12 protein-coding genes are annotated in these 14,738 nt (G+C 73.6%); 7 read left to right on the top strand and 5 right to left on the bottom strand.

Annotated elements, in window-relative coordinates; genetic code table 11:
* Positions 1–4: 4 nt before the first annotated feature.
* From ACFXHB_RS00415 to ACFXHB_RS00395, 5 genes are all read left to right on the top strand, one after another.
* Positions 5–952: a serine protease gene (locus tag ACFXHB_RS00415; RefSeq protein WP_380571032.1), complete on the top strand. Its 948-nt coding sequence runs from the start codon at positions 5–7 to the stop codon at positions 950–952.
* Positions 953–1,091: 139 nt separating this feature from the next.
* Entirely contained in the window at positions 1,092–2,576 is a 1,485-nt protein-coding gene (locus ACFXHB_RS00410) for a S28 family serine protease (protein WP_380571031.1), read from the top strand.
* 239 nt (positions 2,577–2,815) lie between these two features.
* Positions 2,816–3,445 carry a TetR/AcrR family transcriptional regulator gene (locus ACFXHB_RS00405; RefSeq protein ID WP_380571030.1) on the top strand — a complete coding sequence of 210 codons (630 nt, stop codon included), beginning with the start codon at positions 2,816–2,818 and terminating at the stop codon, positions 3,443–3,445.
* Positions 3,429–5,141, top strand: a complete 1,713-nt coding sequence (locus ACFXHB_RS00400) for an acyl-CoA dehydrogenase family protein (protein ID WP_380571029.1) — start codon at positions 3,429–3,431, stop codon at positions 5,139–5,141. Before ACFXHB_RS00405 ends, ACFXHB_RS00400 begins: the two co-directional genes overlap by 17 nt.
* Positions 5,138–6,079, top strand: a complete 942-nt coding sequence (locus ACFXHB_RS00395; RefSeq protein ID WP_380571028.1) for an amidohydrolase family protein — start codon at positions 5,138–5,140, stop codon at positions 6,077–6,079. The genes ACFXHB_RS00400 and ACFXHB_RS00395 overlap by 4 nt, the downstream gene beginning before the upstream one ends.
* Positions 6,080–6,102: 23 nt before the next feature.
* Here the strand turns inward: ACFXHB_RS00395 and ACFXHB_RS00390 are convergent, their stop codons facing one another.
* Positions 6,103–6,912 (bottom strand): inositol monophosphatase family protein, encoded by an 810-nt coding sequence (locus ACFXHB_RS00390; RefSeq protein WP_380571027.1) that lies wholly within the window; start codon positions 6,910–6,912, stop codon positions 6,103–6,105.
* A gap of 119 nt (positions 6,913–7,031) precedes the next feature.
* Here ACFXHB_RS00390 and ACFXHB_RS00385 point away from each other — a divergent pair, with 119 nt between their 5' ends.
* Positions 7,032–8,144 (top strand): Lrp/AsnC family transcriptional regulator, encoded by a 1,113-nt coding sequence (locus tag ACFXHB_RS00385; RefSeq protein ID WP_380571026.1) that lies wholly within the window; start codon positions 7,032–7,034, stop codon positions 8,142–8,144.
* 79 nt (positions 8,145–8,223) lie between these two features.
* On the opposite strand, the gene ACFXHB_RS00380 is transcribed toward ACFXHB_RS00385, so the two are convergent.
* Positions 8,224–8,706 carry a DUF2269 family protein gene (locus tag ACFXHB_RS00380; RefSeq protein ID WP_380571025.1) on the bottom strand — a complete coding sequence of 161 codons (483 nt, stop codon included), beginning with the start codon at positions 8,704–8,706 and terminating at the stop codon, positions 8,224–8,226.
* A gap of 187 nt (positions 8,707–8,893) precedes the next feature.
* The gene (locus tag ACFXHB_RS00375) at positions 8,894–9,604 is read right to left on the bottom strand and encodes a 4'-phosphopantetheinyl transferase family protein (protein ID WP_380571024.1); all 711 of its coding nucleotides are present in this window, start codon (positions 9,602–9,604) and stop codon (positions 8,894–8,896) included.
* A gap of 285 nt (positions 9,605–9,889) precedes the next feature.
* Between ACFXHB_RS00375 and ACFXHB_RS00370 the strand changes: the two genes are divergently transcribed.
* Positions 9,890–11,302, top strand: a complete 1,413-nt coding sequence (locus tag ACFXHB_RS00370; RefSeq protein WP_380571023.1) for a choice-of-anchor A family protein — start codon at positions 9,890–9,892, stop codon at positions 11,300–11,302.
* Positions 11,303–11,381: 79 nt separating this feature from the next.
* Here ACFXHB_RS00370 and ACFXHB_RS00365 read toward each other — a convergent pair whose 3' ends face one another.
* Both ACFXHB_RS00365 and ACFXHB_RS00360 read right to left on the bottom strand, forming a co-directional pair.
* Entirely contained in the window at positions 11,382–12,437 is a 1,056-nt protein-coding gene (locus ACFXHB_RS00365; protein WP_380571022.1) for a hydrogenase expression protein HypE, read from the bottom strand.
* A gap of 170 nt (positions 12,438–12,607) precedes the next feature.
* Positions 12,608–14,299, bottom strand: coding sequence for a hydrogenase maturation protein (locus ACFXHB_RS00360; protein WP_380571185.1), 1,692 nt, complete (start codon positions 14,297–14,299; stop codon positions 12,608–12,610).
* Between the last annotated feature and the right edge of the window lie 439 nt (positions 14,300–14,738).

Genomic DNA, 14,738 nt, shown 5'->3' with positions numbered 1-14,738 from the left:
TCTCATGAAGAAGCCGCTCATAGGCATGTTCGCCGCGCTCCTGTTCGCCGGGGCCACCGCCCTCGCCGGTGCTCCCGCCGCGGTCGCCTCCTCACCGGCGGAAGCGCGGACCGCCCTCACACAGACCGCCGTCACACAGACCGCCCTGGCGCAGGCCGAGATCCTGGCGCAGCCCGACGCCCTGGCGCAGGCCTCGTCCCAGGACCAGCAGGCGCCGGCCGCCGTGAACTTCGCCGGGACGGTGGCGCTCAGCAACTGTTCCGGCTCGCTCGTCCGGCTCCCGAGCTCCGCCGCGACGGACCCGGCACTCATCCTCTCCAACGGCCACTGCCTGGAGACCGGCTTCCCCGGCCCCGGTGAGGTGGTCGTCAACCAGTCGTCCAGCCGCACGTTCTCGCTGCTCAACGGCGCCGGCTCCAAGGTCGCCACGCTGCGTGCGACCAAGGTGGTCTACGGGACGATGACCGACACCGATGTGTCGATCTACCAGCTGAACACCACCTACGCCGCGATCCAGTCGAGCTACGGCATCGCCCCGCTGACCGTCTCCGCGAGCCACCCCGTCCAGGGCACCTCGATCAAGGTCGTCTCCGGGTACTGGAAGAAGATCTACTCCTGCTCGGTCGACGGCTTCGTCTACCGGCTCAAGGAGGGCTCCTGGACCTGGAAGGACTCGGTCCGCTACACCTCCAGCTGCAACACCATCGGCGGCACCTCCGGCTCCCCGGTGGTCGACGCCGGTACCGGCCAGGTCGTCGCCGTGAACAACACGGGCAATGAGGACGGGCAGCGCTGCACGGACAACAACCCGTGCGAGGTCGACCAGAACGGCGTGGTGACCGTCCGCCAGGGCATCAACTACGCCCAGGAGACCTACGGCATCCCGGCCTGCTTCGCCGCCGGCAACCGCCTCGACCTCACCCGCTCCGGCTGCACCCTGCCGCGCCCCTGACCAGCACATCTTTCCCCGGTGGGCCATCCGCGATCCGCGGGTGGCCCACTCGGCCGTCTACCGGACGGCCGACTGTCCGGCGGTCGGGTGCCGACTGCCGGACAGTGTCGAACAGTTCCGTTGACCCGATGGAGAGTTGATGTCCACCAAGCTCAGAAGGCTCCTGGTCGCCGTTCTGCTGATGCCGCTGCTCGGTCTCGGCCTGGCGACGCCCGCCCTGGCGGCCGGCACCGGCGCGGAGGCCGTCGCGGTCGGAGGCTCCGCCGGAGGCTCGGCCGCCGACAACCCCGCGGCCGACATCAAGGACCGCCTGGCGGCGATCCCGGGGATGACCGTCACCGAGGAGAAGCCGACCACCACCGGCCACCGCTACTTCCTGCTCACCTACACCCAGCCGATCGACCACTTCCGCCCGTGGCTGGGCACCTTCCAGCAGCGGTTGAGCGTGCTGCACCGGGGCTACGACCGCCCGACCGTCTTCTACACCAACGGCTACACGCTCGGCACCAACCCCTCGCGCACCGAGCCGACCCGGCTGACCGACGGCAACCAGGTCTCGATCGAGTACCGCTACTTCACGCCGTCCCGCCCGGAGCCCGCCGACTGGACCAAGGCCGGCATCCAGCAGGCCGCCACCGACTCGCACCGGATCATCACCGCGCTCAAGCGGATCTACCAGCGCGCGTGGCTCTCGACCGGGGCCAGCAAGGGCGGCATGTCCTCGACCTACCACCGCCGCTTCTTCCCGGACGACGTGGACGGCACCATCGCCTACGTCGCGCCGAACGACGTCGACGACCGCGAGGACTCCGCCTACACCGAGTTCTTCCGGACCGTCGGTACGCCGGAGTGCCGCGCCACGCTCGCCGCCGCGCAGCGCGAGCTGCTCGTCCGCCGGGACCGCCTGGAGGCCCGTTACGTGGCCGACAACGCGGCGGCCGGGTCCACCTTCACCACCACCGGCAGCGCCGACCGGGCCTACGAGGCCGGCGTGCTCGACGTCGTCTGGGCGTTCTGGCAGTACAGCACCGAGGCGGACTGCGCCGCCGTGCCGGTGGCGGCGACCGCCACCGACGACCAGCTGTACGCGTGGTTCGACGCCCAGTCCGGTATCACCGGCAACAGCGACCAGTCGCTCGCCAAGTACACCGCGTACTACTACCAGGCGGGTACCCAGCTGGGTTCCCCGTCGTTCGACGTCTCGCACCTGAAGGGCCTGCAGCACTACGACTACAAGGAGCTGTACTCGCCGCGCACCTACGTGCCGAAGAGCATTCCGATGCGCTTCGACCCGTCCGCGATGCGCGACATCGACCGCTGGGTGAAGCACTCCGCCGAGCGGATCATCTTCGTCTACGGCCAGAACGACCCGTGGGGTGCCGAGCCGTTCCGCTTGGGCTGGGGCAGTGAGGACAGCTACGTCTACACCGTGGCCGGGGGCAACCACGGCTCCAACATCGGCAAGCTGAAGGCCGACGAGTCGGCCCAGGCCACCGCGAAGGTGCTGGAGTGGGCCGGTCTGGCCGACCCGGCCGCTGCCCGTTCCCTCGCCCAGGCCCAGCAGATCCCGCCGTTCGGGCCGCTGGACGAGGAGGGTCTGAAGCTGGAGCGCCACCGGCTGTAGCGCGGCCGGCCCCACCGGGGCCGCACCGCTCGGGCCGTATCGCCCGGGGCCACCCGTCGCAGGAGCGGCGGGTGGCCCTTCGGCGTCCACGCCCACCCCGTGGAAGCCGGAAGCCGGAAGCCGGAAGCCGGGAGCCGCAAGCCGGCGAGCGGCTCACGCGAACGCTGAACGGCGATCGGCCGACGGAGACCGCCGCGCGCCCCCTCCCCGAAGCAGTGAATCGGTGCTTCAATACTTTCATGGCCTACCGACGCACCCCCGCCGTACAAGCCCGTCTGGACGCCCAGCGCGAGGCGGTCCTGCAGGCTGCGGTCGGGTTGCTCGCCGAGCGCGGCTACGGCGGCTGCTCGATGGCCGCCGTCGCGGACCGCGCCGGGATCGCCACCGGCAGCCTCTACCAGCACTTCGCCAACAAGGCGGAGCTGTCGGTGGAACTGTTCCGCCGGGTGGTCACCCGGGAGATCGACGCCGTCACCGAGGCCGTGGCCCGCCACGAGACCCCACGGCGGCGGATCGCCGCCGTGGTCGAGACCTTCGCCGCCCGCGCCCTGCGTGCGCCCCGGCTCGCCCATGTGCTGCTGGTCGAGCCGGCCGACGCCGTGGTGGACGCCGAACGCCTGGTGTTCCGGCGGGCGTTCCGCGATGTGATCGCCGTCGAGATCGCCGCCGCCGTGGCGGCCGGCCAACTGCCGCGCCAGGACCCGGAGCTGACCGCCGCCGCGCTGGTCGGCGCGGTCGGCGAGGCATTGGCCGGCCCGCTCGCCGCGGCCCACGCACCCGTTTCCGGGGACACCCTGCCCGAGGTGGTCCCCGCCCTGGTCTCCTTCACCCTGCGTGCCCTGGGAGGACGCGATGACAGCGACGCCTGACCCGACCACCCCCGTAAAGGCCACCCCCACCGAGGCCACCCCCGCCGAGGCCGCTCGCACGGCCCCCCGGACGCACGAGGTCACCAATCAGGTGCCCCTGCCGTACGGGCACGACACCGCCGCCGACCCGGCCCTGCTCGCGGCCCTGCACCGCTCCGGCGCCGGCTGGGCCGAGGCCGAGCTGCACGGGCTCGGCCGCCTGGCCGGCTCCGAACAGGCCGCCGAATGGGGCCGGTTGGCCAACGAGCACCCGCCCGTTCTGCGTACCCACGACCGCTTCGGCCACCGGATCGACGAGGTCGAGTTCCATCCGTACTGGCACGAGCTGATGCGTACCGCCGTCGGCCACGGTCTGCACGCCGCCCCCTGGCGGGACGGCCGCCCGGGCGCGCACACCGCCCGGGCCGCCAAGTTCTTCGTCTGGAGCCAGGTCGAGGCGGGCCACACCTGCCCGATCTCGATGACCTACGCCGCCGTCCCCGCCCTGCGCGCGAACCCGGCACTGGCGGCCGAGTTGGAGCCGCTGCTGGCCGCCACCACGTACGACTTCGGGCTGCGCGAGCCGCGCGGCAAGCGTGGACTGATCGCCGGCATGTCGATGACCGAGAAGCAGGGCGGCTCGGACGTCCGGACCAACACCACCACCGCCGCGCCGCAGGCGGACGGTACCTACCGGTTGACCGGCCACAAGTGGTTCACCTCGGCGCCGATGTCGGACCTCTTCCTGACGCTCGCCCAGGCGCCGGGCGGGCTGAGCTGCTTCATGCTGCCCCGTGTCCTGCCGGACGGCACCCGCAACCGCCTGCACCTCCAGCGGCTCAAGGACAAGCTGGGCAACAAGTCGAACGCCTCCGCCGAGGTCGAGTACGACGGCGCGGTCGGTTGGCCGGTCGGGGAGGAGGGGCGGGGGATCCGGACCATCATCGAGATGGTCAACATGACCCGCCTCGACTGCACCGTCGGCGCCGCGGCCGGCATGCGTCTGGGGGCCACCCGGGCGGTCCAGCACGCCCTGTACCGGCGGGCGTTCGGCAAGGCGCTGGTCGACCAGCCGCTGATGCGCAACGTGCTCGCCGACCTGGTGGTGGAGTCCGAGGCGGCCACCACGGTCGCGATGCGCCTCGCCGAGGCCACCGACCGGGCGCTCGCGGGGGACGGGACCGAGGCGCTGGTGCGCAGGCTGGGGCTCGCGGTCGCCAAGTACTGGGTCTGCAAGCGCGGTCCGGCACACGCCGCGGAGGCGCTGGAGTGCCTCGGCGGCAACGGCTACGTCGAGGAGTCCGGCATGCCCCGGCTCTACCGCGAGGCGCCGCTGGTCTCGATCTGGGAGGGCTCCGGCAACGTCGCGGCCCTGGACGCGCTGCGCGCGATGGTCAAGAGCCCCGAGACCGTCGAGGCCTTCCTCGGCGAGCTGGACGCCGCGGCCGGCGCGGACCGCCGGCTGGACGCCGCCGTCGCCGAACTCCGCAAGCAGCTCACGGACCTGAGCGATCTGGAGTACCGGACGCGTCGGCTCGTCGAGGCGATGGCGCTGGCCTTCCAGGGCTCGCTGCTGGTGCGCCACGGCGACCCGGCGGTGGCCGACGCCTTCTGCGCCTCCCGCCTCGGCGGCGACCACGGCGCCGCCTTCGGCACCCTGCCCGCCGGCCTCGACGCCGGGGCGATCATCGACCGCGCCCGACCGGTGCCGGCGTGAGCACGGACGGGACGGCGGCGGCCCGGGAGGCGGAGACGGCGGAGACAGCGGAAGCGGTGGAAGCGGCGGAGGTCCGCGGCTTCTGGCAGGCCCTCGGCCTCCCCGGCCTGGTCGACGTGCACACCCACTTCATGCCGAAGAACGTCCTCGACAAGGTGTGGGCGTACTTCGACGCGGCCGGTCCGCTGGTGAACCGCCCGTGGCCGATCACCTACCGCGTTGCCGAGGCCGAACGGGTCGAGCGGCTGAGGGAGTTCGGCGTCCGGGCGTTCACGTCGATGCTGTACCCGCACAAGCCGGGCATGGCCACCTGGCTGAACGCCTGGGCCGCCGACTTCGCCGCCCGCACCCCGGACTGCCTGCACACCGCGACCTTCTTCGCCGAGCCGGGGGCGCCCGCCTACGTGGCGCGGGCGGTCGAGGAGGGCGCCCGGGTGTTCAAGGCACACCTCCAGGTCGGCGGGTACGACCCGACGGACCGGCGGCTGGACGAGGTGTGGGGGGTGCTGGCCCGGACCGGCACCCCGGTGGTCGTGCACTGCGGGTCCGGCCCGGTGGCGGGCAAGTTCACCGGCCCCGGCCCGATCGGCGAGGTACTGGACCGGCACCCGGGGCTGGTCCTGGTGGTCGCCCACCTCGGCATGTCCGAGTACCGCGACTTCCTCGACCTCGCCGAGCGCCACCCGTCCGTCCGGCTGGACACCACCATGGCGTTCACCGACTTCGTCGAGGCCGAGGACCCGTTCCCGCGCGCCGAACTGCCGCGGCTGCGCGCGCTCCGGGACCGGGTCCTGCTCGGCAGTGACTTCCCCAACATCCCCTACCGGTACGCCCACCAGCTGGAGGCCCTGGCCGGCGCCGGCCTGGGGGAGGAGTGGTTGCGGGCCGTCTGTCACGACAACGCGGCCGCGCTCTTCGGCCTCGACCCGGCGGGCTGATCACCGCACCGCCCGTGGGCAGATCACCGCACCGCCCGCAGGACCTCCAGCACGTCCGCGTGCAGCCCGGGCGCGGCGGCGAGGAAGCTGTCGGAGCGGGCCGTCCAGGCCGCCCCGGTGGTGTCCGTCACCGTCGCGCCCGCCTCGGCCGCGATCAGGGCACCCGGCAGCAGGTTGCCGGCGTCCGCCCCGTACTCCCAGAACAGCGCCAGCTGGCCGGAGCCGACCTGGGCGACCTGCAACGAGGTCGGCCCGAGGGCGCGGATCGCGGGCACCGCGCCCAGGACCGCCGTCAGCGACTCGCCCGCGCGGCGCAGCGCCACCGGGTCCGAGGCCACCAGCGGCGGCTGGGCGGTCCCGGCGACGGCCGCCGACAACTCGCGCTCCAGCGGGCCGACGGGCCGCCCGTCCAGCTCGGCGCCGCCTCCCCGCACCGCGCGGAAGGTCCGCCCGCCGAGCTCCGGGGTGTGCACCACGGCCAGCACCGCGACGCCGTCCCGGACCAGGGTGGCGGTGACCGCCCACTGCGGCTGGCCGAGCAGGTACTGCACGGCGCCGTCGGTGGCGTCGCAGAGCCACCACTCGCCCTCGGCCGGCACCGTGCCCGCCACCTCGTCCGTGGCCCAGCCGGCCCGCGGGCGCAGTGCGCCCAGCCGGGCCCGCAGCCGGCCGTCGGCCGGCTCGTCCACCTCGGCGAAGCGCGTCATCAGCTCCGCGATCGTCCGTCCGGGGGTCGGTTCGGCGGGCCGCGTCGCCGCCAGCCGTGCGCCGACCTCGCGCACCGCCGCCTCGACCCCGGGCAGCAGCGCCTTGAGCTCCTGGACCTCGTCCATGGCCGTTCTCCGATCCGTCGCGGGCCGGCGGGCTCTCCCCGGCCGTGCAGGACAAGGAGTACCGTCGCCACTGCCGAACAGGACGATCGACCGGCTGCCGATGGCGGAGAACGGACACCATGGACCTCTCGACCGCTGATCCGGACACCGTGCTGGACCTGCTGGACCGCCGCCTGGTCTGCGCCCTGCAGCTCGACGGCCGGGCCGAGACCGGCCGGATCGCCGAGGTGCTCGGCGTCTCCGCCCGGACCGTCACCCGTCGGCTGGCCCGGCTGCGGCAGGCCGGGCTGCTGCGGGTGGTCCGGCTGCCCGAGGTCGAGGACGCGGCCGTCGGTGCGCTGCTGCTGCGGGTGCGGGTGCTGCGCGGCAAGGTCGACACCATCGCGCAGGCCCTGGCCGATCGCCCGGACGTCCCGTTCGTCGACGTCATGCTCGGGGGCCAGGAGGTCGGCGCGGTGATGCTGAGTGACGCCGGCTCCCGGGACCGGCTGCTGTACGGGCAGTTGCCCGCCACCGCCGCGGTCACCGAGACCACCACGTACACGGTGCTGCACGCCTTCTCCGACGCGGGGCAGTGGCAGGCCGGCTACCTGGACGAGGCCGAGGTGGCCGCCCTGACCCCGCCCGGTCCCGGGGCCGAAGCCGCGCCCGAGCCCGAATCCGAGCCCGGGCCCGGGCCCGACCCCGCACCCGACCCCGCACCCGACCCCAGGTCCACCCCGCCTGCGGCCCGGTCCCGGGAGAATCCTCCGCCCGACGCCCTCGACCGGGCCCTGCTCGCCCGACTCTCCGTCGACGCCCGGCAGTCCCACGCCGCCCTGGCGGCCGCCGTCGGCGCACCCGAGTCGACCGTCCGCCGCCGGCTGCACCGGCTCGCCGCCGCTGGCCTGCTCCGCACCCACGCCACCGTCGACCCGCGGCTGTTGGGCATGGCCGTGGACGCCAACCTCTGGCTGGACGTCCCGCCGGGCCGGCTCGCCGAGGTCGGCGCGGCACTGGCCCGTCACCCCCAGGTGCACGGGGTCTTCGCCACCAGTGGCCCGACCAATCTGCTGGCCACGCTGTTCTGCGCGGACCACGGCGGCCTCTACCGCTTTCTCACCGACACGCTCGGCCCGCTCGGTGTGGACCGCGCCGAGACGGCGATCGTCGCCCGCGCGGTGAAGCGGGCGGGCGTCCCGTTGCGGTGTCCGCAGCCGCGCCCGCGGCAAGCGCCCCTGAGCCGCCCCTGACCCGCCCCGGCCCCGGTGCCGCCGTCCGGCGACTCCGGTCCGAGGGCTCATGGGTCCGAGGGCTCGTGGGTCCGAGGGCTCAGGCGCCGGTGGTCGAGCCCGGCCGGATCACCATCAGGACGACGACCACGGCCCAGAGCAGGTTGAACACCCCGGCCGTCATCGGCAGCAGCCGCAGGCCCTGGACGGCCTTGCCGTGCTCCGGCGCCTCGGAGCCGAGGTCGAGCGCGTCCACCGCCGCCTGCTGCGCGGGCAGGACGAACAGCAGCAGCGAGAGCGCCGCGAGCGCGGTGAGGACCATCGAGACGATCAGCCAGGACTGCCCCAGCACGTCCATCACCTGGGCGACCCCGATGCCCAGCACCGGCACGGCTATCCCGAGCAGCGCGTAGAGCTGGGTGATCCGGTGCAGCAGTCGCAGGGTGCCGGCCTCGGCGGCCCGGTCCGGGCCGCCGGCCAGCGCGGCCCGGGCCCGGCGCGGGAACATGCTCACCGCCACCGCCACCGGGCCGATGAACAGCACCGAGGCGAGGACGTGCAGGCTCAGCAGGAACTTGGCCATGGCGGGGACACCCTTTGATCCAACGGGGGCTGCGCGCCGGGGACGCGGCGCGGGCAACCGGGGCGTCCGGTTCCGAGCCCCGAGCAGGCACGCTAACACCCGCTTATCCGGGCCCCCGTCGCCCGGGTGGGGCCACCGTTCACGGGCCCCGCGGCCACCCCGGGCGCGCCCGCGTACCCGGTGGCGCTCAGCCCGCCGGCGGTGTCAGCACCTCGACCCGCGGTGCGGTGGTGCTGACCACCGAGACGACCGCCCCCAGCCGGGCGTCCGCCCAGTCGAGCAGGTGCAGGTCCTGGTGGCGGCTGCGCAGCGGCCGGTCCGCCGGGACGTCGAGCGGCAGGGCGGAGAGGTCGACGGCGGCGAGGGTGTCCAGGCCGGCCCGTCCGAGCTTGATCAGCGACTCCTTCCGGACCCACAGCCGCAGGAACGCCTTCCCGGGCTCCGGGTGCGCCTCGACCTGCCGCAGTTCGGCCGGGCTGAGGACCCGTCCGGCGACATCGAGGAGCGCGCCGCTGCGGTCCGTCAGCTCGACGTCGACGCCGACCGGCTGGTGTCCGGCGGCCGCCGCGACGACCCCGCGGGTGTGCGAGAGGCTCACCTGGACGTCCGGGTGGTCCGGCAGGTAGGGCCGGCCGTGGTCGCCCTTCCCGCAGTCGGGGCAGTTCTGGGCCAGCGTCAGCCCGGTCACCGGCACGCCGAGCAGCCGGGCGGCGCAGAGCCGGACCAGGATGTGCGCGGCGGTGAAGTCCTCCCGCCCCGACGCGAGGCGGAAGCGGGCGGCGCGCTCGCGCTCGACGCTGGTGAGCAGGTGTTCGCCGGCTTCGGGGTGCCGCAGGACATCGGCACTCGCCGAGACGGCGGCGAGCGGAGCGTGCGGGTCCTGGTCCTCGGGAGTCATGGAGCCAACCTAGCGGGGGCCGGCCGGAGCGCGGTCGCCCGGTCGCCCGGACTGCTTGGGATCGGTCCTGATGGTCTGTAGGGTATGGATCGTCCGATTTGGTGTTGGATGTACCGGATGTGTCGGGTATCGGCCGGGATCAACTGAAACGCGGCAGGTTGTGCGACCTGCCGCGTTCTCTCTGTGCGGAGGAATGTGTCGATGGATCAGGGCATGGGCTCGTCGGATCTCAGAAGAACCGCCCCGAGGACGCCGGCCGCCCGTAGGCGCCGCAACGTCCGGCTGGTGGTGGCGACCGCCGTCGCGGCGCTCCCGATGGCCGCGGTCCTGACGGTGGGCTCGGCCGCACCGCTGGCCCCGCCGCTGGGCGCCTGCTCCGGCCCCGACTGCCCGTCCACCTGGCCGCCGCCGAACAACGGGGACTTCCCCGGGCGGGACGCCACGATCAACGTCTTCACCGGTGGCGACTACACCGTGAACGGCCGGGCCGCCGAGGTCGAGGGCAAGGTCGTCACCCTGGGCGACCTCACCGTCGACAAGAGCCAGGGCGGTGGCGCCTTCAACATGGGCGTGGTCGGGGTCGGTTCGCGGGTGGTGCCGCCCAACGGCAGCGACTTCGTCACCGTCGGCGGCAACGTGGACGTGCGGACCGGCAACCAGATCCTCATCGGCGGCAGCGACTCCAAGGGGCCGGCCTTCGGCAACCTCCGGTACGCGGGCACGCTCACCGGCACCGTCAACATCGACCCCACCGGTCAGGCGATCAAGGATCCGGACGCCGCCGCGCCCTACCAGGCGGTGCTGACCCAGATCGAGGAGGTCTCCGCCTGCGTCGCCACCGCGACCGCCACCGGCACGGTCGCGGTGACCAACAGCGAGGCCACCTTCACCGGTGACGGGACCAGCATGAAGCAGGTCTTCAACGTCACCCAGAACCTGGGCTCGGCCACCCAGCAGATCGGACTGGTCTTCGCCGGCATCCCGGCCGGCGCCACCGTCGTCGTCAACATGCTGGGGGCCGCCCCGATCATCAACACCTACACCGGGACCGGCCTGCCCGGGGACCAGACCACCGAGCTGCGCTCCAGGCTGATGTGGAACTTCCCCACGTCGACCGACGCGCGGATCCTCGGCAGCGCGCAGTTCCAGGGCTCGGTCATGGCGGGCAACGTGGCCGGCACCACGACCATCGCCCAGCCCGGCATGAACGGCCGGGTGTACCTCGCGGGCAACCTGGTCCAGACCGGCAACGGCGGCTACGAGATCCACAGCTACCCGTTCGACGGGGACCTGCCGGACTGCGCCGTGACGCCCAGCCCGACGCCCACGCCCACCTCGCCGTCCCCGACCTCGCCGAGCCCCACGCCGACCTCGCCGTCGCCGACCCCGACGTCCCCCAGCCCCACGCCGACCTCGCCGTCCCCGACCTCGCCGACCGGGTCGCCCACCACTCCGGCGCCCGGCTCGTCGAGCCCGGCTCCGACCGGTCCGACCACGCATCCGACCAGTCACCGGCCCACCAGCCACCGACCGACCGGTCACCTGCCGGCCCCCGGCTCGTCGACCGGTGGCGGCGGTGAGCTGCCGTCGACCGGTGCGGGCAACGCTCCGCTGGTGTTCGGCCTGGCCGGTGTCGGTCTGCTCGGCCTCGGCGGTCTGGCCGTCCTGGCCGCCCGCCGCCGCGGTCGCCACAGTTAGTCCGGCGGCGCCTCGGCGCTGAACCACCGTCGGGGGGGGGGCGGGGGCCGCCGCCGGGGTGGGGGGGCGCCCCACCCGGTCACCGCGGCGTGCGGTAACCGGTCGTCAGCGTGCGCCCCGGGTGGCGCCACTTGGGTTCCTTGTCGAGGGTCTTCATGGTGATCGAGCGCAGCCGCCGGATCACCGCGCCGTACGCGGAGCTCGCGTTGGCCGAGATGTGCGAGCCGGGCGGCGGGTCCATGAAGGGCATGAACTTGTCGGGGAAGCCCGGCATCGTGCAGGCGATGCAGATGCCACCGACGTTGGGACAGCCGCCGATGCCGTTGATCCAGCCGCGTTTGGTGACGTTGCACTTGACGACCGGGCCCCAACAGCCCAGCCGCACCAGGCACTCCGGGGTGCCGTACTCGGTGGCGAACTGGCCCTGTTCGTAGTAGCCGCCGCGGTCGCAGCCCTCGTGCACGGTGGCACCGAAGAGCCAGGTCGGGCGCAGCTTGTCGTCCAGCGGGATCATCGGCGCGGAGCCGGCCAGCTGGTAGAGCAGGTAGGTCAGCGTCTCGGAGAAGTTGTCGGGCTGGATGGGGCAGCCCGGCACGCAGACGATGGGCAGGCCGGCCTTGGACTTCCAGTCCCAGCCCAGGTAGTCGGGCACGCCCATGGCGCCGGTCGGATTGCCTGCCATCGCGTGGATGCCGCCGTAGGTGGCGCAGGTGCCGATGGCGACGACCGCCGTGGCCTTGGGCGAGAGGCGGTCGAGCCACTCACTGGTGGTGATCGGCTGACCGGTCAGCGGATCGTCGCCGAAGCCGCACCAGTAGCCCTCCTCCTTGATGCTCTCGTTCGGGATGGATCCCTCGACGACCAGGACGAACGGGTCGAGTTCGCCGCGGTCGGCCTTGAAGAACCACTCCACGAAGTTGTCCGCGCCCTGGACCGGCCCGCACTCGAAGTCGATCAGCGGCCAGTGGACGGCGATCTTCGGCAGGCCCGGCAGTGCGCCGGTGACGATCTCCTCGATGCTCGGCTGCATGGCCGCGGTCAGGGAGACCGAGTCACCGTCGCAGCTCAGGCCCGCGTTGATCCAGAGAATGTGCACCACATCAGCGTCGGTGGCGCTCGTTGCTGCAGCACCCATGAGGATGCCTCCTCGGAACTGGGAGCCGGACAAAAAGGCTCAAACCAGTCATAGCAGCGGTTGCCGCCGTCCGCCGGTCCGCAGGGCCGGGGGAGCACTCGGACGGAGCGCAAGCCGGGGCGGCCGCTCGGAGCAACCGGGCCGGGCCGCGGACCGTGCCGTCCGGCCGGCTAGTCGGGCGTCGACACGGCCGCCGGCGCCGGCCGCTTGTGGACGAAGGCGGACCGGAGCGCGTGGTACGGCTCCCGCGGGGTGAAGAACTGACGGTGCATCACGGCCAGTTCCTCGCGGCGGTGGGCGGCGAGCGGCTTGACCAGCTCGTCCGCGTCGCGGGCGGCCTTCTTGGCGGCGATCCTGTCCTGGGCCGTCGGCGACGCGGCGAGCAGCCCGGCCAGCCGGTCCGTCTCCCGCCCGAAGTCGCGCGGGGCGCAGGGCAACACCCGGTCGACCAGCCGGGCCCGCAGCGCGGCCGCGGCGCCGATCGGGAGCGCCCGCCCGGTGAGCCGGGCGGCCTCGGCCGCCCCCACCCGACGCGGCAGGGTGTAGGTCCAGTACTCCGAACCGTGCAGACCCATCAGGCGGTAGTGCGGGTTGAGCACCACGCCCTGCCGGCACCACACCTCGTCGGCCGCCAGGGCGAGCATCACCCCGCCGGCGGCGGCGTTCCCGCCCAGGGCCGCGACCACCAGGCGGTCCGTGGTGGTGAGCACCGCCTCGACCAGGTCGTCGATGGCGTTGATGTTCGCCCAGGACTCGGCCGCCGGGTCGGGCGCGGCCTCGATGACGTTCAGATGGATCCCGTTGGAGAAGAAGTCGCGGCCACCGCCCAGCACCAGGACGGAGGTCGGCCGGTCCAGCGCGAACCGGTAGGCGTCGAGCAGCCGGCGGCAGTGCCCGGTGCTCATCGCGCCGCCGGGGAAGGAGAAGCGCAGTCGGCCGACCGGGCCGTCCTCCCGGTAGCGGATGTCCGACCAGGCGGGCGCGTCGTCCCGCTCCGGCAGCAAGGGCGCGGGCAGCTCGGGCAGGGCCGGGAGGGCGTCACCCAGCGCGAGGACGGCCGGCAGTTTGACGGTGGCGGGGCCACCCGGGTGACGGCGCCGGCGGAGCTCGGGGATCCACACCGCGCCGTCGGACGTCGCCCGGCAGACCGCCCCGGCCCGGGTCGCCAGCAGGTCGCCGGGGCGACCGCGCAGGACCGGCTCCGGGTGGCCGCCGTGCAGGTACCAGGCGGCGCCGAGCAGGTCGTCGAGCACGCCGGGCCGGGAGTCCGCCGCCCGGAGCTTGCGCAGCACGGTGTCGGTGTCGTCCCCGGCCCAGTCGATCCGCCGGACCTCCTGGCGGAGCAAGGGCCTGGTGTGGTCCGGTGCACGCCAGTCGGGGCCGCTCTGCGGGCGCGGGGTGAAGGTGCCCGAGGCGAACCGCTCCACGGCTCGGAGTACCGCCTCCACCGCGGCGTCGGAGACCTCGTTGCGGTACAGGTCGCTCTTGCCGACGGGCGGCAGCGGGCAGGCGGCCGTCGCCCAGACGGCACCGGCGTCCATCACCTCGTCGGCCTGGAGCACGGTCACGCCCCAGTCGGCCGCTCCTTCGTGGATCGCCCAGTCCAGGGAGGAGGGGCCGCGGTCCCCCGGCGGACCGGGGTGCACGATCAGGCACGGGAGCGAGGACCAGACGTCGCGCGGGAGCGCCGTCCGCAGCATCGGCGCGATCACCAGGTCCGGGGCCCAGCGCCGCAGCACCCCGCGCAACGCGTCGTCGTCCCCCGCCAGATGCAGCTCGACCGGGTGGCGCAGATCCCGCAACTCGGCGTACACCCTCTGGGTGAGGCTGTTGAACGCGCTCGCGACGAGCAGGATCCGCATGGCCGCCTCCGGCTGTGTGGGCACCCGTGAACCCGCCGATCATCCGCCCCGGACCGCCGCCGCCCGGCTCGCCGCGCCGCCGGTTCACCCGGCCGGGCGGGCCGGTGCGACACCGTCCGCGCGGCACGCCGGACCGGCGGCGCCCGATGTTCGGTCACCTTCGCACGATTGGCATGACTGAAGCCCGCTTCGAACGGGCATACCGTCAGTAGCCCGTCGACGGGCCCCGATTGAAGCTCCCCCACGAGCGCAACCGGGGCCCTGGCCGGCGGCCGGGCCTGGACGTGACTCCCCCCACGGAGCGACGGCCAGGCCCGCATGCTGTTCAACCAGCGACACGCAGCGTACATGTCATATCCACGTACCGCTACCGCACGGACGTCCGAGGATCGACCGACGGACCGTCAGCTCTCCTCCGCCGCAGGTCAGCGGCCACTCA

This window comes from Kitasatospora sp. NPDC059327 (genome assembly GCF_042752535.1).
GTDB lineage: Bacteria > Actinomycetota > Actinomycetes > Streptomycetales > Streptomycetaceae > Kitasatospora.
The sequence above is the reverse complement of the archived record's forward strand: the minus strand, read 5'-3'. Positions and strand labels throughout refer to the sequence as shown.